This window comes from Streptomyces sp. NPDC001933 (assembly GCF_042890955.1).
Lineage (GTDB): Bacteria > Actinomycetota > Actinomycetes > Streptomycetales > Streptomycetaceae > Streptomyces.
Genome location: NZ_JBIASS010000016.1, coordinates 85995 through 108017, shown reverse-complemented (window position 1 = coordinate 108017; position 22023 = coordinate 85995). Strand labels below are relative to the sequence as shown.

15 protein-coding genes are annotated in these 22023 nt (G+C 72.5%); 6 read left to right on the top strand and 9 right to left on the bottom strand.

Annotated elements, in window-relative coordinates; genetic code table 11:
- The first annotated feature begins 332 nt into the window (after positions 1 to 332).
- Positions 333 to 1262 (top strand): hypothetical protein, encoded by a 930-nt coding sequence (locus ACFYY7_RS32070; RefSeq protein WP_388667355.1) that lies wholly within the window; start codon positions 333 to 335, stop codon positions 1260 to 1262.
- 20 nt (positions 1263 to 1282) lie between these two features.
- On the opposite strand, the gene ACFYY7_RS32065 is transcribed toward ACFYY7_RS32070, so the two are convergent.
- Positions 1283 to 3022 carry a DUF6350 family protein gene (locus ACFYY7_RS32065; RefSeq protein ID WP_388667354.1) on the bottom strand — a complete coding sequence of 580 codons (1740 nt, stop codon included), beginning with the start codon at positions 3020 to 3022 and terminating at the stop codon, positions 1283 to 1285.
- Positions 3023 to 3138: 116 nt separating this feature from the next.
- Between ACFYY7_RS32065 and ACFYY7_RS32060 the strand changes: the two genes are divergently transcribed.
- The gene (locus ACFYY7_RS32060) at positions 3139 to 4479 is read left to right on the top strand and encodes a helix-turn-helix domain-containing protein (protein WP_388667353.1); all 1341 of its coding nucleotides are present in this window, start codon (positions 3139 to 3141) and stop codon (positions 4477 to 4479) included.
- 154 nt (positions 4480 to 4633) lie between these two features.
- Here the strand turns inward: ACFYY7_RS32060 and sucD are convergent, their stop codons facing one another.
- The 6 genes from sucD to ACFYY7_RS32030 all read right to left on the bottom strand — a co-directional run bounded on the left by sucD (position 4634) and on the right by ACFYY7_RS32030 (position 12407).
- Positions 4634 to 5518 (bottom strand): succinate--CoA ligase subunit alpha, encoded by an 885-nt coding sequence (gene sucD, locus ACFYY7_RS32055; RefSeq protein WP_266730260.1) that lies wholly within the window; start codon positions 5516 to 5518, stop codon positions 4634 to 4636.
- Positions 5519 to 5539: 21 nt separating this feature from the next.
- Positions 5540 to 6721, bottom strand: a complete 1182-nt coding sequence (gene sucC, locus ACFYY7_RS32050; RefSeq protein WP_388667352.1) for an ADP-forming succinate--CoA ligase subunit beta — start codon at positions 6719 to 6721, stop codon at positions 5540 to 5542.
- Between the two features lie 241 nt (positions 6722 to 6962).
- Positions 6963 to 8249: a VWA domain-containing protein gene (locus ACFYY7_RS32045; protein WP_388667351.1), complete on the bottom strand. Its 1287-nt coding sequence runs from the start codon at positions 8247 to 8249 to the stop codon at positions 6963 to 6965.
- The gene (locus ACFYY7_RS32040) at positions 8246 to 10705 is read right to left on the bottom strand and encodes a DUF5682 family protein (RefSeq protein ID WP_388667350.1); all 2460 of its coding nucleotides are present in this window, start codon (positions 10703 to 10705) and stop codon (positions 8246 to 8248) included. The genes ACFYY7_RS32045 and ACFYY7_RS32040 overlap by 4 nt, the downstream gene beginning before the upstream one ends.
- Positions 10702 to 11814, bottom strand: coding sequence for an AAA family ATPase (locus ACFYY7_RS32035; RefSeq protein WP_266730268.1), 1113 nt, complete (start codon positions 11812 to 11814; stop codon positions 10702 to 10704). Before ACFYY7_RS32035 ends, ACFYY7_RS32040 begins: the two co-directional genes overlap by 4 nt.
- A gap of 125 nt (positions 11815 to 11939) precedes the next feature.
- The gene (locus tag ACFYY7_RS32030) at positions 11940 to 12407 is read right to left on the bottom strand and encodes an MmpS family transport accessory protein (RefSeq protein WP_388667349.1); all 468 of its coding nucleotides are present in this window, start codon (positions 12405 to 12407) and stop codon (positions 11940 to 11942) included.
- A gap of 133 nt (positions 12408 to 12540) precedes the next feature.
- On the opposite strand from ACFYY7_RS32030, the gene ACFYY7_RS32025 reads away from it, so the two are divergent.
- Positions 12541 to 13962, top strand: a complete 1422-nt coding sequence (locus tag ACFYY7_RS32025; RefSeq protein WP_388667348.1) for an SWIM zinc finger family protein — start codon at positions 12541 to 12543, stop codon at positions 13960 to 13962.
- Positions 13963 to 13991: 29 nt separating this feature from the next.
- Positions 13992 to 15599 carry a DUF5691 domain-containing protein gene (locus ACFYY7_RS32020; RefSeq protein ID WP_388667347.1) on the top strand — a complete coding sequence of 536 codons (1608 nt, stop codon included), beginning with the start codon at positions 13992 to 13994 and terminating at the stop codon, positions 15597 to 15599.
- A 122-nt stretch (positions 15600 to 15721) separates the two neighbouring features.
- Here the strand turns inward: ACFYY7_RS32020 and ACFYY7_RS32015 are convergent, their stop codons facing one another.
- Positions 15722 to 16135, bottom strand: coding sequence for a cobalamin B12-binding domain-containing protein (locus ACFYY7_RS32015; RefSeq protein ID WP_124716864.1), 414 nt, complete (start codon positions 16133 to 16135; stop codon positions 15722 to 15724).
- Positions 16136 to 16498: 363 nt separating this feature from the next.
- On the opposite strand from ACFYY7_RS32015, the gene ACFYY7_RS32010 reads away from it, so the two are divergent.
- Both ACFYY7_RS32010 and ACFYY7_RS32005 read left to right on the top strand, forming a co-directional pair.
- Entirely contained in the window at positions 16499 to 17416 is a 918-nt protein-coding gene (locus ACFYY7_RS32010; RefSeq protein ID WP_388667346.1) for an esterase/lipase family protein, read from the top strand.
- A 251-nt stretch (positions 17417 to 17667) separates the two neighbouring features.
- Positions 17668 to 19242, top strand: a complete 1575-nt coding sequence (locus ACFYY7_RS32005) for a M23 family metallopeptidase (RefSeq protein ID WP_388667345.1) — start codon at positions 17668 to 17670, stop codon at positions 19240 to 19242.
- 63 nt (positions 19243 to 19305) lie between these two features.
- Here the strand turns inward: ACFYY7_RS32005 and pcrA are convergent, their stop codons facing one another.
- Entirely contained in the window at positions 19306 to 21792 is a 2487-nt protein-coding gene (gene pcrA, locus ACFYY7_RS32000; protein ID WP_388667344.1) for a DNA helicase PcrA, read from the bottom strand.
- Between the last annotated feature and the right edge of the window lie 231 nt (positions 21793 to 22023).

The following is a 22023-nucleotide window of genomic DNA, read 5'->3' as shown; positions in this document are numbered from 1 at the left end:
CTGGGCCCTTTCTCGCGTGGTGGTTCTCGCATGGTGGAGCAGAGCGACGCTGATTTTGTATGGTCGTACGAAAGAACTGAGCCCCTCGATACGGGGAACTCTACGAACAAGCCGACCGTCAGCAACGATACCGGCACCTCGGAGGACCCCCACGGGACGGGGGTGGACGGCGGCCGGCCGGACTCCGGGGAGGAACGGCGGGTCCGGGGGACGGATATCGGCTGCTCGGGCCCCGCTCCCAGCTTTCGGCCGCTCCTGGGCGGGAGGTAGCGTCAGGGGACAGCGAACCGTCCACAGGGCGGAAATGACGAGATGGGGAAGACGTTCACCACATGCCGGACCGACGCCGCCGCACCGCCTTCCGCCACCCGCTGCCCGAGCGGGCCTCACTGCTGATGCGAGAACGCCAGTCCCCCACGGGCTCCTCCTCTTCTTCCTCTTCCTCTTCCTCCGGTACGTCCGGGGCCTCCGGCCGGGCGGAGGAGAACCCGTTCGCCGCACCGCCCGAGAACCGGCCCGACCAGCCCTGGCAGCCCCGCCGCCCCTCGAACACCGGAAACGGCGCCGGCAACGGCAACGGCAACGGGGACGACTCCTCCGAGGGCGGCTCCTCCGAGGACCGGCCCGCCTGGGGCAGCCAGTGGAGCAGCCGGCAGCCCGGCCGCCAGAGCGGCGGCTTCGGCGGCCGCCCCGGGGGCCAGGGCGGTTCGAACGGACAGGGCGGACCCGAGGGCAGCCCCGGCGGGCTGCGCTGGGACCCGACCGACCCCGCCCAGCGCCGTGCTCGTTACGCCCTGCTCGGCGGCATGTGGGCCTTCTTCTTCGCCCTCTTCGACCTGCCCGAGGTCGCCCTGCTGCTCGGCGCGCTCTCCGTGTACTGGGCGATCAGCTCGCTCCGGGCGAAGCCGAGGAGCGCCTCCGCCACGGCGGCCGACGGCTCCGGCCGGGCGTCGGACCCGGCTCGGGCATCCGGTCCGGACCGGGCGACCGGTGCCGCCGCAGCCGGGCGCGCTCCGGCGGCCGGCTCCGCGCCGGGTACGCCCGCCGCTCCCGGTGGTGGCCGGCAGCAGACCACGGCCGCGGTCAGCGGCCTGGTGACGGCGCTGCTCGCGCTCTCGATCGTCGCGACGACCTACACCGTGCAGCTGGTCTACCGCGACTACTACACCTGCGTGAACGACGCCCTGACCAAGACCGGTCAGCTCTCCTGCAACGACCTGCTGCCGAAGCCGCTGGAACCCTTCTTCGGCGTCAAGAACTAGGAACTCGCGCCCCGGGCGTCTCAGGTGTTTCCGGACGGTCCGGCCTCTCCAGGCCGGGCCGTCCGCTCGTGCCAGGGGTCGGTCGGCAGGAAATCGTACGGTACGAAGTCGTCGTTCTCGTCCGTGTCCGCGTCCGCTTCCGCGTCCGGATCGGACATGCGGGCGGCGGGCTGCGCGGGCGCCGACGGCGCTGCGGCGGGCGTGGGCCGGGAAGGGCTTACGGACACGGCGTCGGACTCGCCTCCCTGCACCGGCACCGATTCCGGCACCGGAACCGTTTGCGGCACCGGCTTCCCGGCTTCCTGCCCCTTCTCCCCCTCCTCCGCTCCCGCCTTCGCCTTCCTCCGTACCGCGCCCGTGACCCACCCCCACGTGCCCGCGCCGCGCTCCCGCAGCCGCCAGGACCGGAGCAGCAGCGCACCGGGAACGCCGATCAGCGCCGTCCACAGCAGGGCCGCCGCGCCCGTGACCCACCCCCACGTGCCCGCGCCGCGCTCCCGCAGCCGCCAGGACCGGAGCAGCAGCGCACCGGGAACGCCGATCAGCGCCGTCCACAGCAGGGCCGCCGCACCCGTGAGCCACCACACCGGCCCGAACTCCGCCAGCGCCCGGGTACCGAGCGGCCCCCCGGCAGCCGCGGCGAGCACCGCCGTACCGGCCCCGCACCCCAGCGCGGCCAGGGCGGCCGTCAGCGCGGTCTCCCGCAGGCTCCAGGCCTCCTCCGGTGCGGCGTGCGCGGGCGCGGCCCGCCGCACCGTGAACCAGGCGATCGTCACCCCGGCCGCGACCGGCACCGCGGCAGCCGTCCAGTTCAGGGCCGTTCCCGGACCCGCGGCGGGCAGCGCGGCGAGCAACGGGAAGCCGGGCAGCGCCGGACGCCCCGAAAAGGCGAGCGGGGTGACCGTGGACGCCGTACCGAGGGCGAAGCCCGGCCCGAGCCCGTACGCCGCACCCCATACCGCCGCGTTCGGCACCAGCACCAGCGCGAGCAGGAAGACCGAGGCCCGGCCCGCCCAGTCGCCCGAGAGCCGGACGAACGACTGCTGGGCGGGGTGCGCGTGCCACACCAGCGCCACCGCGACGAGCAGTGCCCCGCTGCCGAGCAGCACCGTCACTCCAGCGGCCGCCGCCCGCCAGGCCGTCTCCGCGTGCTCCCGGAACCGGCCGCGTGCCAACGCCTCGTGCAGGCTCACCGGCGCCCAGGACGGCAGCGGCCCGACCGGGCGCCCGGCCGCTGTCCAGACCCCGGCCGCCGCCGCGCCCGCCACCACAATGGCCGACGGGAAGAGGAGCGACGGCGGGTGCACGGACAGCGAACCGTCCCACCCGTAGTACGCGACAGCCGCTCCGACCAGCAGATATCCGGTGACGACCATGACGAACGCCCCCGCCGCCGAGAGGACCGGGCGCCCCTCCTCCTCCACCAGGAGGTCCCGCGCCGCACGGTGGACCAGCCACACCGGCACCACGGCGAGCAGCAGCGGAACGAGGCCGATCGGGGCGGGCACCCCGCTGAGCGTGTCGGCTCTGATCAGCTCCGCGCCGTGGGCGAGCAGCCAGAGCCCGGCCGCCGCGTGGAGCGCCTCGCCGGAGCTGCTGTCGGAGGTGGGCGAGCTGATCCACAGCACCAGGACGAGGACGGCGGTGGATCCCAGTCCCAGTCCGGCCGCAACGGCTCCGCGCAGAAGGGCGAACGCCAGCACGGCGGACCGGCTCTGCTCTGCCGACAACGACGGGCTGCTTCCGGTCACTTGGGTCACACGGCCATGCTCCCAACGACACGCGCTCATTCCTCGTAACAGGCGAATGGCCGCCGTGTCGCTCAATATACGTTTATGTACTTTTTTACCCAGTGCAGCTCGGTCGGGGGGCCTGCATGACAGAGAGCTCGGCCGATTCGGCCTCCGCGCATCCGCTTCCCTCCCCCAAGGAACGACGCAGACTGCGCGAGGCGAAGTCACTGAGTGAAGAGCAGGTCGCCGCGGCGATGGGCGTCACCCGCGCCACGGTCCGGTCCTGGGAGACCGGCCGCACCACGCCCCGGGGGCGGAAACGCGAGGCGTACGCCAGGCTGATAAGCGGTGGCCGGCCGAGCCAGCAGGCCACCCCGCCGAGCGCCCGGTTTGGTCCGGGCGCCCTGAACATCCGGCCGAAGGCCGCGGTCAAACGTGCGGCCCGCCCGGCGGCGCCGAAGACGGTCGCGAGGCTGTCGAAGCCGGTGACGTCCACGAAGCCGCCGCCACGTCCGCCGACCCCCGTCGAAGCCACCGGGAGCACCGACATGGCCCCGACCGAGCCCGGCACCACCCCCGATCCGCCCAACACATCCGTGATGCCCGAACCGGCCCCCGCGGCCGAAACCGCCGGACCGGCCCAAGCCGGACCGACCCCTGCCGTCCTCTCCCCCGACGAGGCCTTCGATGCCTTGTACGCGCACGCCGCCGACGCCCTGTTCCGCCAGACGTTTCTGCTGACCGGGCGCCGGAACCTCTCCCGGGAGTCCGTCGCACGGGCCTTCGCGCTGGCCTGGGAGCGCTGGCCCGAGGTCGCGGTGGACCGGGACCCGGCCGGCTGGGTGCGGGCCGCCGCGTACGAGTACGCCATGTCGCCGTGGCACCGGCTGCGCCGCGCCCGCCGCCGGCTCGACCCGCCGCAGGCCGAACCCGGTCCGCGGGCCCTGCTCGACGCGCTGCTGGAGCTGCCGCCGTCGTACCGCCGCACCCTGCTGCTCTACGACGGTGTCGGCCTGGACCTGCCGGAGACGGCGGCGGAGACGGAGGCGAGCACCCCTGCGGCGGCGGGCAGGCTGATGAACGCCCGCGCCGCGGTGGCCGAGCGGCTGCCCGAGCTGGCGGCGGACTCGTCGCCCGCCGAGCAGTCGGCGCTGCTGCACGAGCGGCTCGGCGCGCTCGCCCTGGCCCAGCCCTCCGGCTCGCTGCCCCCGTCCGCCGTGATCCGCACGGACAGCGAACGCAAGGCCCAGCTGTGGACCCGGGCGGCCATCTCGTTCACGGTGCTGATCATCGGGCTGGCGCTGTTCACGCTGGCTACGGCCCCGACCCGGTACGAGACCCCGGAGTCGCCCGCCCAGCAGGTCGGCGGGGTGCCGCCGCGCGGCGGTCCGCAAAAGCTGACGCCGCAGGACCTGAAGCTGCAGAAGCAGCTCCACGGCGAGCTCGTGCGGGGCCCGGCCCGGCTGGTCCCCCGGGTGGGCTGACCCCCTCCGGGGCGCGGAGGAGCTCCGGGGACGCGGAGCGGAGAAGACACGAAACGGCGCGGGTCCGTACCCCTTGACCGGGTACGGACCCGCGCCGTCTGTGCGGTGACGCGTTGCTGCTGTCCTGCGGTACTGCTCCGACGCGGTGAAGCGATCAGGCGCCGAGGATCTCGCGAGCCAGCTTGGCGGTCTCGGTCGGCGTCTTGCCGACCTTGACGCCGGCGGCCTCGAGGGCCTCCTTCTTCGCCTGGGCGGTGCCGGAGGAGCCGGAGACGATGGCGCCGGCGTGGCCCATGGTCTTGCCCTCGGGGGCGGTGAAGCCCGCGACGTAACCGACGACCGGCTTGGTGACGTTGGCCTTGATGAAGTCGGCCGCACGCTCCTCGGCGTCGCCGCCGATCTCACCGATCATCACGATCAGGTCGGTCTCGGGGTCGGCCTCGAACGCCGCGAGGGCGTCGATGTGCGTCGTACCGATGACCGGGTCGCCACCGATGCCAACGGCGGAGGAGAAGCCGATGTCACGGAGCTCGTACATCATCTGGTAGGTCAGCGTGCCGGACTTGGACACGAGACCGATGCGGCCGGGCTTGGTGATGTCGCCCGGGATGATGCCGGCGTTGGACTGGCCGGGGGTGATCAGGCCGGGGCAGTTCGGGCCGATGATCCGGGTCTTGTTGCCCTTCGAGCTCGCGTACGCCCAGAAGGCGGCCGAGTCGTGGACGGCGATGCCCTCGGTGATGACGACCGCGAGGGGGATCTCGGCGTCGATCGCCTCGACGACGGCGGCCTTGGCGAAGGCCGGCGGCACGAAGAGGACGGACACGTTCGCGCCGGTCTTCTCCATCGCCTCGGCGACGGAGCCGAAGACCGGTACCTCGGTGCCGTCGAAGTCGACGGAGGTGCCGGCCTTGCGCGGGTTCACGCCGCCGACGATGTTGGTGCCGTCACCGAGCATGAGCTTGGTGTGCTTCATGCCCGTGGCACCGGTCATGCCCTGGACGATGACCTTGCTGTCCTTGGTGAGGAAGATAGCCATGGTGGTCTGAGTCCCTCTTCCTTACTTCGCAGCCGCGGCGAGCTCGGCGGCCTTGTCGGCCGCGCCGTCCATGGTGTCCACGCGCTGGACCAGCGGGTGGTTGGCGTCGGAGAGGATCTTGCGACCCAGCTCCGCGTTGTTGCCGTCGAGGCGCACGACCAGCGGCTTGGTGACTTCCTCACCCTTGGACTTGAGCAGCGCGAGCGCCTGGACGATGCCGTTGGCGACCTCGTCGCAGGCGGTGATGCCACCGAAGACGTTGACGAAGACGGACTTGACGTCCGGGTCGCCGAGGATGATCTCCAGGCCGTTCGCCATGACCTCGGCGGAGGCGCCGCCACCGATGTCGAGGAAGTTGGCGGGCTTCACGTTGCCGTGGTTCTCACCGGCGTACGCGACGACGTCCAGGGTCGACATGACCAGACCGGCGCCGTTGCCGATGATGCCGACCTCGCCGTCGAGCTTGACGTAGTTGAGGTTCTTGGCCTTGGCGGCAGCCTCGAGCGGGTTGGCTGCGGCCTTGTCCTCAAGGGCCTCGTGGTCGGGCTGCCGGAAGTCGGCGTTCTCGTCGAGAGACACCTTGCCGTCCAGCGCGATGATGTCGCCGGAGGCGACCTTGGCGAGCGGGTTCACCTCGACGAGGAGCGCGTCCTCGGCGACGAAGGTGTCCCACAGCGTCACCAGGACCTCGGCGACCTTCTCGGCGACCTCGGCCGGGAACTTCGCCTGGGCGACGATCTCGCGGGCCTTCTCGATCGTGACGCCGTCGACGGCGTTGACCGGGACCTTCGCGAGGGCCTCGGGGGTCTTCTCCGCGACCTCCTCGATGTCCATGCCGCCCTGCACCGAGGCCATGGCCAGGAAGGTGCGGTTGGTGCGGTCGAGGAGGTACGAGACGTAGTACTCCTCAAGGATCTCCGGCGCGGTCTCGGCGATCATCACCTTGTGGACCGTGTGGCCCTTGATGTCCATGCCGAGGATGTCGGTCGCGCGGGCGACCGCCTCGTCGGGGGTGGCGGCCAGCTTGACGCCACCGGCCTTGCCGCGGCCACCGACCTTCACCTGCGCCTTGACGACAGACTTGCCGCCCAGCCGCTCGGTCGCCTCGCGGGCTGCCTCAGGCGTGTTGATGACTTCACCGGCCAGCACCGGTACACCGTGCTTGGCGAAGAGGTCCCTCGCCTGGTACTCGAACAGGTCCACGCGCGTCCGTCCCTTAATCAATGGTCTCGCGGTTGGTTTTCTGCGTGGGCGTGCCGCGAGGGGCAACGTGACTGTTCTGTCACCAGGAAGGCGCACACGGTGACCCCGGGTACGCGGCATGTCCATCTCGCAGGTTATCCCCGTGGTCCGCAGGACCCTAAATCAGAGATCGCAACCGAGCGGTGATTACGGTCACAGATCATGCCGGTGGCCGTGTGTGAGTGGACCGCACGGCACCGTGTCACCGGTGGTTCTCCTTGTCCGGCACGGGAAGCGGACGCTTCTCGACGGCCGCCGCCATCACCTCCGGGAAGAGGTCCGGGGTGCACGCGAAGGCCGGTGCGCCCAGGGCCCCGAGCGCTGCCGCGTGGTCGCGGTCGTAGGCGGGCGCACCCTCGTCGGACAGCGCGAGCAGCGCCACGAACTGCACGCCGGAGGCCTTCATCGCGGCGACCCGCTTCAGCATCTCGTTGCGTATGCCGCCCTCGTAGAGGTCGCTGATGAGCACGACCACGGTCTCGGCCGGGCGGGTGATCCTCGACTGGCAGTAGGCGAGCGCGCGGTTGATGTCGGTGCCGCCGCCGAGCTGGGTGCCGAAGAGTACGTCGACGGGGTCGTCGAGCTGGTCGGTGAGGTCGACCACCGCCGTGTCGAAGACGACGAGCCTCGTCCGCAGGGTGCGCATGGAGGCGAGCACCGCGCCGAAGACGGAGGCGTGGACGACGGAGGCGGCCATCGACCCCGACTGGTCGATGCAGAGGATGACGTCCTTCTTCACGGACCGGGCGGCCCGCCCGTAGCCGATGAGCCGCTCGGGGACGACGGTGCCGAATTCGGGGAGGTAGTTCTTGAGGTTGGCCCGGATGGTGCGGTCCCAGTCGATGTCGTGGTGACGGGGCCGGTCGATCCTGGCCGAGCGGTCCAGCGCGCCGGTGAGCGTGGCCCGGGTGCGGGCGGCGAGCCGCTTCTCCAGATCCTCGACGACCTTGCGCACGACCGCTCTCGCGGTCTCCTTCGTCGTCTCGGGCATGACCTTGTTGAGCGAGAGGAGCGTGCCCACGAGATGGACGTCGGCCTCGACCGCCTCCAGCATCTCCGGTTCGAGGAGCAGTGCGGAGAGACCGAGCCGGTCGATCGCGTCGCGCTGCATGACCTGGACGACGGAGCTGGGGAAGTACGTGCGGATGTCGCCGAGCCAGCGGGCCACGGAGGGGGCGGAGGCCCCGAGTCCGGCCGTGCGGCTGCTCCTGCCGCGGCCACCCTGCTTGGCTCCGTCGCCGTAGAGCGCGGTCAGTGCGCCGTCCATCGCGGCGTCGCGCCCGGTGAGGGTGCAGCCGGTGCTCTCGGCGCTGTCCCCGCCCAGGACCAGCCGCCACCTGCGCAGCCGCTCTTCGTTCGCCGGGCCGGGCTGCGGCGTGCGCGGTGCGTGCGGCGGGTGCGGTGGGTGCGCTGTGCCGGCCGGGTGCGGTGGGGTCGGCGTGGGGCCGGCCGCACCCTCGCCCGTGGTCGTGGTCGTGTCCGTGGTCATCCCGTTGCCCCCAGCGGTTCCTCGGCGTTCGCGGCTCTCCCGGCCCGCCCGGACCGGGCCTGGCCGTCCGGGCCCGGATCGTTGTGCAGTCCGAGCAGCAGGCGCAGCACCGGCTCGACCGCGTCGGCCCGCGCTTCGTCCAGCCCCGGGCCGAATCCGGGTGCCGTCGCGCCGCCCGTGCCGGTACCGGTGGCCGACGGTCCTCCGGCGGCCGGGCCGCGCCGCACGAGCTCGCCCAGGGTGCGCCGTACGCCGGCTTCGTACGCCGAGAACGTGCGGCGCAGCAGCGGCAGCACATCGGCGAACCGGTCGGCGGGCACCCCGGTGAGCCAGGCGTCGACCAGGCCGAGCAGCTGCTCGTCGTGGACCAGCAGCATGCCTCCGCCGGCGGATCCGCCGACGAATCCCTCGATCCACTCCGCGGCGTCGGCAGGGGGCGTGCCGGGCGAGAGGGCCAGCCCCATCAGCCGTGCCGCGCCGTCCTGCGCGAGCCGTCCGTCGTCGAGCAGCAGGCGGGTCGCGCGCCCCCGGACGACTCCGGCGACCGTGTCCCGGGCGGCGAGCTTGTGCAGTACGGCCGTCCAGCGTTCGCGCAGCCCGTCCGCGTCCGTACCGGCGTCGGCCGGTGCGGCCCCGGTGAGCAGCCCGATCGCGGTGTGGACTCCGTCCACCCGGCCGCGCAGTTCGGCGGCTCCGTCGGCGTCGAGCCCGGTGCAGGCGGCCGGCAGTGCGACGCAGATCCGCTCGGCGAGCCCGGCCGCGACCTCGGCGAGCGCCGTGGTGTCCGTGGACCGCACATCGCCGTAGCGCAGGGTGCGGGCCAGCGCGGGCAGCGCGTCGGCGAGACGGCCGACGTCCGTGTCGAGCGCGGCCCGGTCGGCGAGGGCCCGCATCACGACGGGGAGCGCGTCGGGCAGTTCGGCCAGGAGGCACTGTTCGGCGAGCGCCGTGACCTCGGCGAGCGCGGTCGCCGAGGCCGCCTGCGCCCCGGCCCTGGCGGTGGCCGCGGAGAGCACGGTGGTGCCCCAGGTACCGGCCTCCGCGACCTGTACGTACAGCTCGGGCTCCCAGCGCAGCCGCCAGCTCTCCCGGAAGGTGCCGGTGCTCGACCGGCCGGCGGCGGGCTCGCCCCAGCCGACGGCGAGAACACGCAGCCGGTGCAGAAGTCTGCTGCGGGCCGCGTCGTTGTCCTTGCGCAGGTCGAGCTCCAGCTCCCGCTCCTGCGCCTCCGGTTTGAGCCGCAGCGTGCGCTGCAGGCGGGTGAGGTCGCGCTGCAGGGGCACGGCGGGGGCGGTGTCCGGCACTTCGCCGAGGGTCTCGCCGACGATCAGCCGGTCCTGGACGAGGGCGAGCGGCACATCGGAGCCCTCGCACATCACGGCACGGACCGCGTCGGTCGTCTCGCTCAGTCCGGCGAGCGGGCGCCCGCGCATGGCGGCCAGGGTCTCGGCGAGCCGCACGGCCTCGATGACATGGGCCGACGACACGAACCGGTCCTCGTCGCGCATGAGTCCGGCGACCTTGGTCATCCACCGCTCGATCGGGCGGTCCGGGGCGTCGAAGAGGTGTCCGTACCAGCCGGGCGAGTCGATGCCCGCTCCGTAGCCGCTGTGCCGGGCCAGCCGCCGGTGCGACCAGGGCACCCAGGTCAGCTCGGCCTTGACCTTGGGCAGCCCCTTGAGCAGGGCGCGGTCGGCGGTGAGCGTGGTCCCCGTACCGAGCGCGGGCACGTGCCAGGCACCGCAGACGACCGCGACGCCGTCGCCGAACTCCTTGCGCGCCTTGCGCAGTTGGATGCGCATGTGTGCCTCGCGGACGGCGTCCCGGGGGTGGCCGCCGTCCCCGTACACCTCGCGCAGTGCGGTCATCGCCTCGGCGAGGGCGGCGAACGGCGCCAGCGGGTCGACGGCTCCGCCGTCCTGGGCGCGGTGTTCGACGACGTCCTCCCACCAGCGCTCCGGGTCGTCGTAACCCGCCGCCTCGGCGAGCACACCGATGGGGTCGATCGGGGCCGGCGCGGCAGCCGGGCCATCGGCGCCGGTGTCGGCATCGGCATCGGCATCGGGTGCGTGCTCGCCGTTCTCGTCCGCTTCGTTTTCGTTCTCCGCTGCCTGCGCCATGGCCAGGGAGTTCGCCGCGGGCAGGTCGATGAACCGGAGCGGAACGCCGTGCTCAAGGGCCCAGCGGATCGCGATCCACTCTGGCGAGAACGCGGCCAGCGGCCAGAAGGCAGCCTGCCCCGGGTCGTCGACGGCATGGGCGAGCAGCGCGACCGGTGGCCGCATCCGTTCGTCGGCGGCCAGCGGCAGCAGTGCGTCGGCCTCCGGGGGCCCTTCGACGAGCACGGCACGCGGGCGGGCGGCGTCCAGCGCCGCGCGGACGGCCCTGGCCGAGCCCGGCCCGTGGTGCCGCACCCCCAGCAGCAGTGGTCCCGCAGGACGCCCGGCGCCGGTCATGCGGACACCTCGCGGCAGGCGCGGTAGAAGTCCTTCCACCCGTCCCGCTCCCGGACCACGGTCTCCAGATACTCCTGCCAGACCACGCGGTCGGCAGCGGGATCACGGACGACCGCGCCGAGGATGCCCGCCGCCACATCGCCGGGGCGCAGCATCCCGTCGCCGAAGTGCGCGGCCAGCGCGAGGCCGTTGGTGACGACGGAGATCGCCTCGGCCGTCGACAGCGTCCCCGAGGGGGACTTGAGCTTGGTGCGGCCGTCCGTGGTGACTCCGTCGCGCAGTTCACGGAAGACCGTGACGACGCGCCGGATCTCGGTCATGCCGTCCGGTGCGGCCGGGAGGTCGAGCGAGCGCCCAATCTGGTCGACGCGCCGGGACACGATGTCGACCTCGGCGTCCGGGGTGGCGGGCAGCGGGAGCACGACGGTGTTGAACCGGCGGCGCAGCGCGCTGGACAGTTCGTTGACGCCTCGGTCGCGGTCGTTGGCGGTGGCGATGACGTTGAAGCCGCGGACCGCCTGGACCTCCTGTCCCAGCTCGGGGACGGGGAGCGTCTTCTCCGAAAGGATCGTGATGAGCGAGTCCTGCACATCGGCGGGGATGCGGGTGAGTTCCTCGATCCGCGCCGTCATGCCGTCGGACATGGCGCGCATGAGCGGGCTGGGCACCAGGGCGTCGCGGCTGGGCCCGTGCGCGAGCAGCTGCGCGTAGTTCCACCCGTAGCGGACCGCTTCTTCCGGGGTGCCCGCCGTGCCCTGGACGAGCAGTGTCGAATCGCCGCTGACGGCGGCCGCGAGGTGCTCCGAGACCCAGGTCTTGGCGGTGCCCGGAACGCCGAGGAGCAGCAGGGCCCGGTCGGTGGCGAGCGTGGTCACGGCGACCTCGACGAGACGGCGCGGGCCCACGTACTTCGGTGTGATCACGGTGCCGTCCGGCAGGGTGCCACCGAGCAGGTAGGTGGCGACGGCCCACGGGGAAAGATTCCAACGGGCGGGCCGCGGGCGGTCGTCGGCCGCGGCGAGGGCCTTCAGCTCATGGGCGAAGGCGTCCTCGGCATGCGGTCGCAGAGCCTGTACGTCGACGGCGGCAGTGGTTTCGGACACGGTCATGGATCCCCCTCCGGATCGGTCGACCCGATGTGGTTCCCACCGTGCACCATGGCACTGACAATCGGCCCCGACCGCAGGTCAGGGCCGATTTCCCGGCTGCGGGCGAAGAGTTGCGGGCCGACGGTTCAGCCGGCCACCGGCGAGACGGCCACGCAGCCGCCCGCGGCGAGCATGCCCTCGCCCTTCGCCTCCTTGATCACCTTGCCCTTGTGCGTGATCGAGCAGGAGATGTCGGCCCCGTCCGCGTCGACGGCGATCGGCATGACCGCGGGCGGCATGATCCCGCGCAGTGTGACGGTCTTCCGCCAGGGCAGGGTGGGCGACTTGACCGTCTCGATCTTCGGTTCCATCGCCTTGCCCCCGCCGCCGTGGAACTGGATCTCGTCGACGCCCGTGCCGGTGACCTCGTAGGTGACCTCGTACGTCTCGTCCATCACCTCGTCCACGGCCTTGTCCACCTGGCCGGCCGTCCCGGAGCAGCCGGCGAGGCCCAGACCGAGGCCGAGCACGACGGCCGCACAGGCGGCGGTCCGGACGGAGCGAAGCTTACGGACGCTGCGGGTGTTGCGGGTGTTGCGAACGGTGTGGCTCATCGGCTGGTCCCCCCGGATCCATGGTTCGGCCAATCGCAGCGAATCGCAAAGGACGAGTAAAGTCAAGATGCGTGCGTGACGACGAATCAGCAGGTCAGGGTGATTGTCAGTGGGGCGCTCTACCGTCGTCCCCATGCTGCTATCTCACGGGGGAGAACCCTTGCGCACCGCAGGCCCGGTGGCGCGCTGGACGGTGGAGCAGGTACTGGCCCTTGCTCCTGACGATGCGTCACGCAAGGCCGGGAGCAGGCTCGGTACGGCCGGCCCGTGGTCGGGCGGCGGGTGCGACGGCTCGGGTGCGGTGTGGGGGCAGTGCAAGGGGAGCGGGAGCAAGCCGTATCTGACGGTGATCGACACCACCGGCCCCGCGTACAAGTGCAGTTGCCCCAGCCGGAAGTTCCCGTGCAAGCACGCGCTGGGCCTGCTGCTGGTCTGGGCGTCGGGCGAGTCGGCCCTGCCCGGGGGCGAGGTGCCGGACTGGGCCGGAGAGTGGCTGACGGGCCGCCGTGAACGGTCGGCCGAGAAGGCGGAGCAGCGTACGGGGGCGGATGGCGCCCCGCCCACGGGCCCGGCGGACCCGGAGGCCGCCCGGCGGCGGGCCGAGCGCCGGGCCGAGCGGATCACCGGCGGCGCGCAGGAGTTGGAGGAGCGGCTGACCGATCTGCTGCGCGGGGGGCTGGCGGCGGCCGATCAGCCGGGGTACGGGCTCTGGGAGGAGACGGCGGCCCGCATGGTCGATGCCCAGGCGCCCGGACTGGCGGGCCGGGTGCGGGAGCTGGGCTCCATACCGGCATCCGGTCCGGGCTGGCCGGCCCGGCTGCTGGAGGAGTGCGCGCTGTTGCATCTGCTGGACAGCGCCTGGCTGGGGATCGACCGGCTGCCGGAGCCGCTGGCGGCCACGGTCCGTACCCGGGTGGGGCTGACGACCCCCGCCGAGGGCCCGCCGGTCCGCGACCACTGGCTGGTCCTCGCCCAGTACGACACCCCGGACGGCAAGATCGTCGCCCGCCGCATCTGGCTGTACGGGAGGGAGACGGGCCGCACGGCCCTGCTGCTCTCCTTCGGAGCGGCCGGGCGCTCCCCCGGCCTGGCACTGCCGGTGGGCGTCACGATCGACGCCGAGCTGACACCCCATCCGGGTTCCGGCCGGCTGCGGGCGGAGCTGGGCCGGCAGTTCGGTGTGCCCTCGCCGACCGGCACACCGCCACCGGGCGACACGGCCGCGGCCGCGACGCGCGCGTACGGAGACGCCCTGCGTGAGGACCCCTGGCTGGACGCCTGGCCGGTGACCTTGCGCGACGTCATACCCGTGCCGTCCGGGGACGGCTGGCAACTTGCGGACGCGGCGGGCGATGCGGCTCTGCCCATCGCCCCGGCGGCTCTGTCCCGGCCCGGACTGTGGAAGCTCGTCGCGCTCTCCGGCGGCTCTCCGGTCACGGTCTTCGGCGAATGCGGCCACCGCGGCTTCGACCCGTTCGCGGCCTGGTCCGACGACGGTACGGGAGCCGGGATCGGTCGTGCCGACGCGGCGTCCGGGACCGTGCCGCTCATCTGACGATGGACTCGAAACCCGCAGGGGGATCAATGCAAGGGGGACCGATGCCTCGCACCATCACACCCGCACCGTGGGAAGAGCTCGTCACCACGGCGCTGCTCGGCACCGACCGCCGCCCGACGGCGGGAGACGGCGGCCCTGCCGGGCTGCTGGACGCGGCGGCGCTCCACACCGTGCGGCGCAGGGCGGGTCTGCTGCCCGCCGCCCCCGCCGCCCGGCCCGCACCGGCGCCCGTCGACCCGCGGCCGCCGCTGCCCCCGGCCGCCCGGCGCAGGCTCGCCCAACTGCTGGCGGACCGGGCGGCATCGGGCGGCTCGGGCGGCCGTCGCGGTACGGCGCCCGACCTCACGGAGCTGATCCCGCAGTGGCTGGCCACCGCCAACCAGCGGGGCTTCCGGGCCCCGGCCGCGCTGCTCCCCGCCCTGCTCGACGCGGCCAGGGCGCGGACGGACCTGCGACCGCAGGCCCTGGCCTTCGCCGGGCCGCGAGGACTCTGGCTGGCCGGGCTGAACCCCGAGTGGAAGTTCGCGCTGCGCGGTTCGTCCGGCGGCTCGTCGCTGCCCGACCCGACGGAGCCGGAAGCGGTCACCCGGCTGTGGGAGGAGGGGCTGTTCGCCGAGCGGGTCGCCCTGCTCGGAGCCGTTCGCGCACACGATCCCTCGGCGGCGCTCGCACTGCTCGCGACCACCTGGGCCACCGAGCGGGCCGAGGACCGGCTGATGTTCCTGGACTCGCTGCGCACCGGACTGTCCGCGGTCGACGAGCCCTTCCTGGAACAGGCACTCTCCGACCGGAGCCGCAATGTCCGCTCGACAGCCGCCGAACTGCTCTCCGCACTGCCGGAGTCGGCGTTCGCCGGCCGGATGGCGGCCCGCGCGCTGTCCTGCGTGAGCCCGGACCTCACCGGCGACGAGGCCTCGATCGCCGTGGAGGCACCGCACGAATGCGACGCCGCGATGGAGCGTGACGGCGTGGTGGCGGCGCCGCCCTCCGGGCGGGGGGAACGGTCGTGGTGGCTCGGCCAGTTGGTGGAGGCGACCCCGCTCGCCACCTGGCCGACGCGGTTCGCCGGCCGCTCCGCCCGGGAGGTCGTCGGCCTGCCCGTCGCGGACGGCTGGGCCGAGGAACTGCACGCGGCATGGTGCCGGGCGACGGTGCGACAGCGGGACCCCGAGTGGGCCCGCGCGCTGCTCGGCGCCCCCTCCGCACCTCCGTCGAACGGCCCCGGCACGGCATCGCTCGCCGAACGGTCGAAGCTCCTCGGCATACTCCCGGCGGCCGAACGGGCCGGCTGGGTGGCCGACTTCGTAGCCGCGCACGGGCTGTCGGAGGCCTTCCAGCTCCTGGGGGTCTGCCCGACCCCCTGGGCCGAGCCGCTGGGCCGCGCGGTCGTCGACGCCCTGGACATCGCCCGGGACGCGGGCAGCTACCCCTGGAGCTTCAGCGGCGTGATGGGCCTCGCCGAACGCTGTCTGAACCCGGCCGAGGCGGACCGTCTGGAGGTCCTCACCACCACCCCGGACGAACCGGAGAACGCCTCACCGGGCGCGAACGGCTACTGGTCCGAGGCCTTCCAACGGCTGGTCTCCACTTTGCGGCTGCGCGCGGCGATGGACTCGGAGCTGACCCCGGCCTGACGGGGCCGACGGCAGAACGGGCCGGACGGGGCCCGCCCATCCCCCGCGACGCGACACGCGGGAACGCGACGGGCCGGGACGGGACGGGGCAGGCCCGAGAGCGAGGCCCGGGACCGACGGGGTCAGGCTTCCGCGGGGTGGCGGACGTTCGCGTTGACCCAGTCGACGATCGACGTCGTCGTGGCACCCGGGGTGAAGATCTCCGCGACGCCCTGGTCCTTCAGCGGTGCGATGTCCGCCTCCGGGATGATGCCGCCGCCGAAGACCTTGATGTCCTCCGCCTCGCGCTCCTTCAACAGCTCGATCACCTTGGCGAAGAGCGTGTTGTGTGCACCCGAGAGGATCGAGAGGCCGATCGCGTCGGCATCCTCCTGGATCGCGGTGTCCACGATCTGCTCGGGCGTCTGGTGGAGCCCGGTGTAGATGACCTCCATGCCCGCATCGCGCAGCGCCCTCGCGATCACCTTGGCCCCGCGATCATGGCCGTCCAGGCCCGGCTTCGCCACCACCACACGGATCGGACCGGTCACACCCATCACTGCCTCCACATGCGTCTCCCGTGCCTGAAGGGCCGGGGATGTGAACGAACGTTATCTACAGCATCCCGCAAGCCGTCGTTTCGCGGTGGACGGGGAGGGGGAAATCACACGTGGGACATGTTCACCGGGCGCCGTTCCCGTAATCACGCGGCAGACCTGCCGTGCGGGACCGGCCACCAGGGGAGCCGCTACGAGGTCGCCGTACCACCGCGCCGTCAGCCGCGCGGCACGGTGGTACGGCCGGTCCGGCGATCCGGCCGACCGGGCGACCGGGCGACCGCGCCTTCGTGACGGCGCCCCATGAGAGGGCATCCGGGGCCGGAGCCGCCTCCCCCCGCCTGCCGAAGCAGGAGGTCGGCCATGAAGGACCTGCCTTTTCTCCCCCCGCTGCTGCGCCGACCGTGTCCGCTCCCCACCGTCCAGCTGTCAGCCGCGCTGCTGAAGGCCACCGCACTGGAGCTGGCGGTTCTCGCCGGGCATGTACTCATCTATCCCACCGGCATCCCGGGTGAACGGCGGGCCGCGCCCCGCCCCGCCGGGCCGCAGACCACACCCCCCGGCGCCACCGCACCTCCCGAAGCCGCCGCACCCCCCGTCGCCCCCGCCCCGGCCGGGGCCTCCGTCCTCCCCACCGAGGACGACGAGCACCCCCCGGTCGTCCTGCTGCACGGCTTCATCGACAACCGTTCGGTCTTCGTCCTGCTGCGCCGCTGCCTCGCCCGGCACGGCTGGCGCCACCTGGAATCGCTCAACTACTCACCGCTGACCTGCGACATCCGGACGGCGGCCGAACTGCTCGGGCGGCATGTCGAGGAGATCTGCGCCCGCACCGGACACCGCGAGGTCGACATCGTCGGGCACAGCCTCGGCGGTCTGATCGCCCGCTACTACGTACAGCGACTCGGCGGTGACCAGCGGGTCCGTACGCTGATCACCCTCGGCACACCGCACGGGGGCACCGCCGTCGCCCCCCTGGCGAGTGCCCATCCCATCGTGCGGCAGATGCGCACGGGCTCCGCGCCGATCGAGGAGCTGCGCAGACCCGCGCCCGGCTGCCGCACCCGGTTCGTGAGCTTCTGGAGCGAGCTCGACCGGGTGATCGTCCCGGCCGAGGCGGCCTGCATCGACCATCCGGATCTGGACGCGCGGAACGTACGCGTCACCGGGATCGGCCATCTCGCGCTGCCGGTGCACCCGGCCGTCGCCGCCGCCGTCCGACAGGCCCTGGAATCCCGCGAACCGACGGCCGAGGCCACCGGAACCATAGGAGCCGCGTGAACCGGCGGGACCGGACGGGCCCACGGAGCCAACAGAGACCCCACAAATAGAACGGGTTTCGAACAAAAGGCCAAGGCTGTGTGCACAGTCCGTCGAAAGACGGCCGATTGCCCGTTTCCTGAGCCGCCCGCGCCCGCCGAAGATTGTCGGCGTCACGTACCGCCGGGTACAGTCGCGGCCACTGCTCCCCCTGGGATCCCCCTGCCGGACTCCAGAGCACAGGTCCTGCTGCCGAGGCGAGAGAGAAGTTGGTGAACGACCAGCACCCCCACGCCGGGTACGCCGGATACGACAGCGATGCGACCGGCAGCTTCGACAGCGATCCGCTCTTCGGCTCGCTCCCCGGCGGCCACGACGGCGCGTACGGCAGCGGCTACGGCGCCGGACAGTCCGGGTACAGCGGCCAGTACGACTCCACGCAGTGGGACACGGGCGCACACCCGACCACCTCGTACGACGCCTACACCGCGTACCCCGCGCAGCCCCAGCAGCAGTACGAGGCGGGGCCGACGTACGACACCACGGCCACCTGGACGCCCGCGGCCGACTACGGCACGGAGACGGCCACCGCGACCGCCACGTTCGCCGGGATCCCGGCACAGGGCGGCGCCCCGGACGCCACGGGCCAGTGGGACACCAGCGGCTGGCAGACGAACGACCCGTGGGCCACGGGCGAAACGGCCGTCCACGACTCCGGCGTGTACGACGCCACCGCCTGGAACACCGGCGCCACGCCCGAGCACGAGCAGCAAATCGCGCAACCCTCACAAACCGCAGAAACCGCACAGGTGTCCTACGAGGCACAGTCGGCACATTCGGCACATGAGGCGCTCGGAACCCACGAGACCTACGCCGACCCGGGCTCCTACGACCTCTACGACCCGTACGCGCCCTACGCCACCGCCGCCGCCACTGACGCGGGCATCGCGGCCGACACGGACGGCATCGCAGCAGACGCCGCGGCAGCGGACGATGTCCATGACGCGGCCACCATCAGTGTCGCGGCCATCACGGACGTCGCGGAGGCCGTGCCCGAACCGCGCCGCTCCGTCGGACGCTCCGCAACCCGCGGCGGCGGCGCCGGCCGCAGCCGGCGGCGTTCCCCCGCGAAGCGTTCCGCGCTCCTCACCGTCGCCATCCCCTCCGCCTGCGTGATGAGCGTGGCCGGAATCGCCGCGGCCTCGGTCGGCGGGCTGGGCGGCGAGGACAAGAAGGACGACAACACCACGATGGCGGCGGCCGACCCCGGCTCCGTCAAGCCGGTCGCCGCCAACAACAAGCTGGACACCCAGCTCGCCAACCTCAGCGCCGACGCGGAGAACTTCGCCGACCGCGCCAGCCGCACCCAGGAGCGCATCGACCTGCGGGAGCGGCAGGCCGCCGAGAAGAAGAAGCGCGAGGAAGAGGCCGCCCGCAAGGAGGCCCTGCGCCCCAAGTTCGTCATGCCGGTCGAGCGGCACGGCCTCAGCGCGTACTTCGGCCAGGCGGGCGTCAACTGGATGTCCGTGCACACGGGCATCGACTTCCCCGTCATGCAGGGCACGCCCGTGATGGCCGCGACGGACGGCACCGTGCGCACCCAGCTGAACAGCGCCTACGGGAACATGGCCATCGTCACCATGGCCGACGGGACCGAGACCTGGTACTGCCACCTCAGCGCCACCAAGATCCGCTCGGGCCCGGTCAAGGCCGGTGACGTCATCGCGTACTCCGGCGACACCGGGAACTCGACCGGCCCGCACCTGCACTTCGAGGTGCGCCCCGGTGGCGGAGCGGCAGTGGACCCGCTGCCCTGGCTCCGCAGCCACGGCGTCAACCCCACCTGAGACCTGAGCCCGGCGGGGCGGGGGCCACAACCCCCGCCCGCACGCTCGCTCGCCTCGCCCCGTCTACAGCTTCTCGACCGGCGCGTACCGCAGCAGCAGCTTCTTCGGCCGTTCGTCGCCGAAGTCGACCGTGGCCTTCGCCTGGTCACCGATGCCCTCGACCGCCGTGACCGTGCCGAGCCCGAACTGGTCGTGCGTGACCCGGTCCCCGACGGCCAGCGTGACCGTCGGCTTGTCGGAGGTGCGCCGGGTCGCGAAGCCCGAGGGCCCGGAGCGCGAACGCGACGAGGACAGCGACGAGGTGATCCCCGACGTCGGTCCGGCCGGCGCCGCCATCGGCCCGGTCCGCTTCCACTCCAGGTGCTGGTCCGGGATCTCCTCCAGGAACCGCGACGGCGGGTTGTACGAGGGCTGCCCCCACGCGCTGCGCATGGCGGCCCGGGTCAGGTAGAGCCGCTCGCGGGCCCGGGTGATGCCGACGTAGGCGAGGCGCCGCTCCTCCTCCAGCTCCTTCACCTGTCCCAGCGCCCGCATGTGCGGGAAAACGCCGTCCTCCATGCCGGTCAGGAAGACGACCGGGAATTCGAGGCCCTTCGCGGTGTGCAGCGTCATCAGCGTGATGACGCCGGAGCCGTCCTCGTCCTCGTCGGGGATCTGGTCGGAATCGGCGACGAGGGCGACCTTCTCCAGGAACTCGGCGAGCGTGCCCGTGCCGGGGGCCGTGCCCGCGCCCGCACCGGGGGCCGTGTCCGCGCCCTCCTCGCCGGCCGCTCCGCGCTCCTGCTCGAATTCGAGCGCCACGGCGGCCAGTTCCTGAAGGTTCTCGATCCGGGTCTCGTCCTGCGGGTCGGTGGACGCCTGGAGCTCGGCGAGATAGCCCGTGCGCTCCAGCACGGCCTCCAGGACCACCGCGGGGCCCGCGCCCGACTCGACGATCGTGCGCAGCTCCTCCATCAGCGTGTTGAACCGCTTGACGGCGTTGGCCGACCGGGCCGCCATGCCGTACGCCTCGTCGACCCGCCGCAGCGCCTGCGGGAAGGTGATCTTCTCGCGCATCGACAGCGCGTCGACCATCGCCTCGGCGCGCTCGCCGATGCCTCGCTTGGGCACGTTGAGGATGCGGCGCAGCGGGACGGTGTCCTCCGGATTGGCGAGGACGCGCAGGTAGGCCAGGATGTCCCGGACCTCCTTGCGCTCGTAGAAGCGCACGCCGCCGACGACCTTGTAGGGCAGGCCGACGCGGATGAAGATCTCTTCGAAGACGCGGGACTGCGCGTTCGTACGGTAGAAGATCGCGACGTCACCGGCCTTGGCGTCGCCCGCGTCGGTGAGCCGGTCGATCTCGTCGGCGACGAACTGCGCCTCGTCGTGCTCGGTGTCGGCTACGTAGCCAGTGATCCGGGCGCCCGTCCCGGCGTTGGTCCAGAGGTTCTTGGGGCGGCGGCTCTCATTGCGCTCGATGACCGCGTTGGCGGCGGACAGGATCGTCTGCGTGGAGCGGTAGTTCTGCTCCAGGAGGATCGTCGTCGCGTTCGGGTAGTCCTCCTCGAACTGGAGGATGTTGCGGATGGTCGCGCCGCGGAAGGCGTAGATCGACTGGTCCGCGTCACCCACGACGCACAGCTCGGCCGGGGCGTCGCCCTCGCCCGCCGGGCCGACCAGCTCGCGTACGAGGGTGTACTGGGCGTGGTTGGTGTCCTGGTACTCGTCGACCAGGACGTGCCGGAAGCGGCGGCGGTAGTGCTCGGCGACGTCCGGGAACGCCTGGAGCAGGTGGACCGTCGTCATGATGATGTCGTCGAAGTCGAGCGCGTTGGCCTCGCGCAGCCGGGACTGGTACATCGCGTAGGCCTGGGCGAGGGTCTTCTCGAAGCCGTCCGCGGCCTGGCCGGCGAAGGTCTCCTCGTCGATCAGCTCGTTCTTCAGGTTGGAGACCTTGGCCGTGAACGACTTCGGCGGGAAGCGCTTCGGATCCAGGTCGAGATCGCGGCAGACCAGGGCCATCAGCCGCTTGGAGTCGGCGGCGTCGTAGATCGAGAACGACGACGTGAAGCCGAGCCGCTTCGACTCGCGGCGCAGGATGCGTACGCACGCGCTGTGGAAGGTCATGACCCACATCGCGTTGGCGCGCGGTCCGACGAGCTGCTCGACGCGCTCCTTCATCTCGCCGGCGGCCTTGTTGGTGAAGGTGATCGCCAGGATCTGGCCGGGGTGCACCCCGCGCTCCGCGAGGAGGTGGGCGATCCGGTGGGTCAGCACCCGGGTCTTGCCCGAGCCGGCCCCGGCGACGATGAGCAGCGGGGAGCCCGCGTGGACGACGGCGGCGCGCTGCTCGGTGTTCAGCCCGTCGAGGAGCGCCGCCGAGTCGATGACGGGGCGGTGCGCGCCGTCGCGGTAGTAGGCGTCCCTGGGCGGCGGGGGCCCGTCGAACACGCCCGAGAAGAGGTCCTCCGGCACCGCTTCGGGTGCGGAGTCCTCGGGGGGCGGCGGGGGCTCTTCCTCCGAGTGCTGGAGGCCGGCCAGGAAGCTGTCGTCAAAGAGGCTGCTCATCGCTTGTCGAGTCTAGGCCGCCGCACCGACACCCGGAGGCCGCATGACCAACCGCACACGGCACGGCGGACACGCGGCGGACACACAGCGGGACCGATCACCCACTCCACGTGAGGAATTCCGGGCCCCGGCCGTCCGTCGCGGCAAGGTCACGAAAATGTATCGGGCATATCGAACATCAACCTTCCCAGCAGCACCATGGGTTGGCTAGCGTGCTCGACCGGGCGGCCC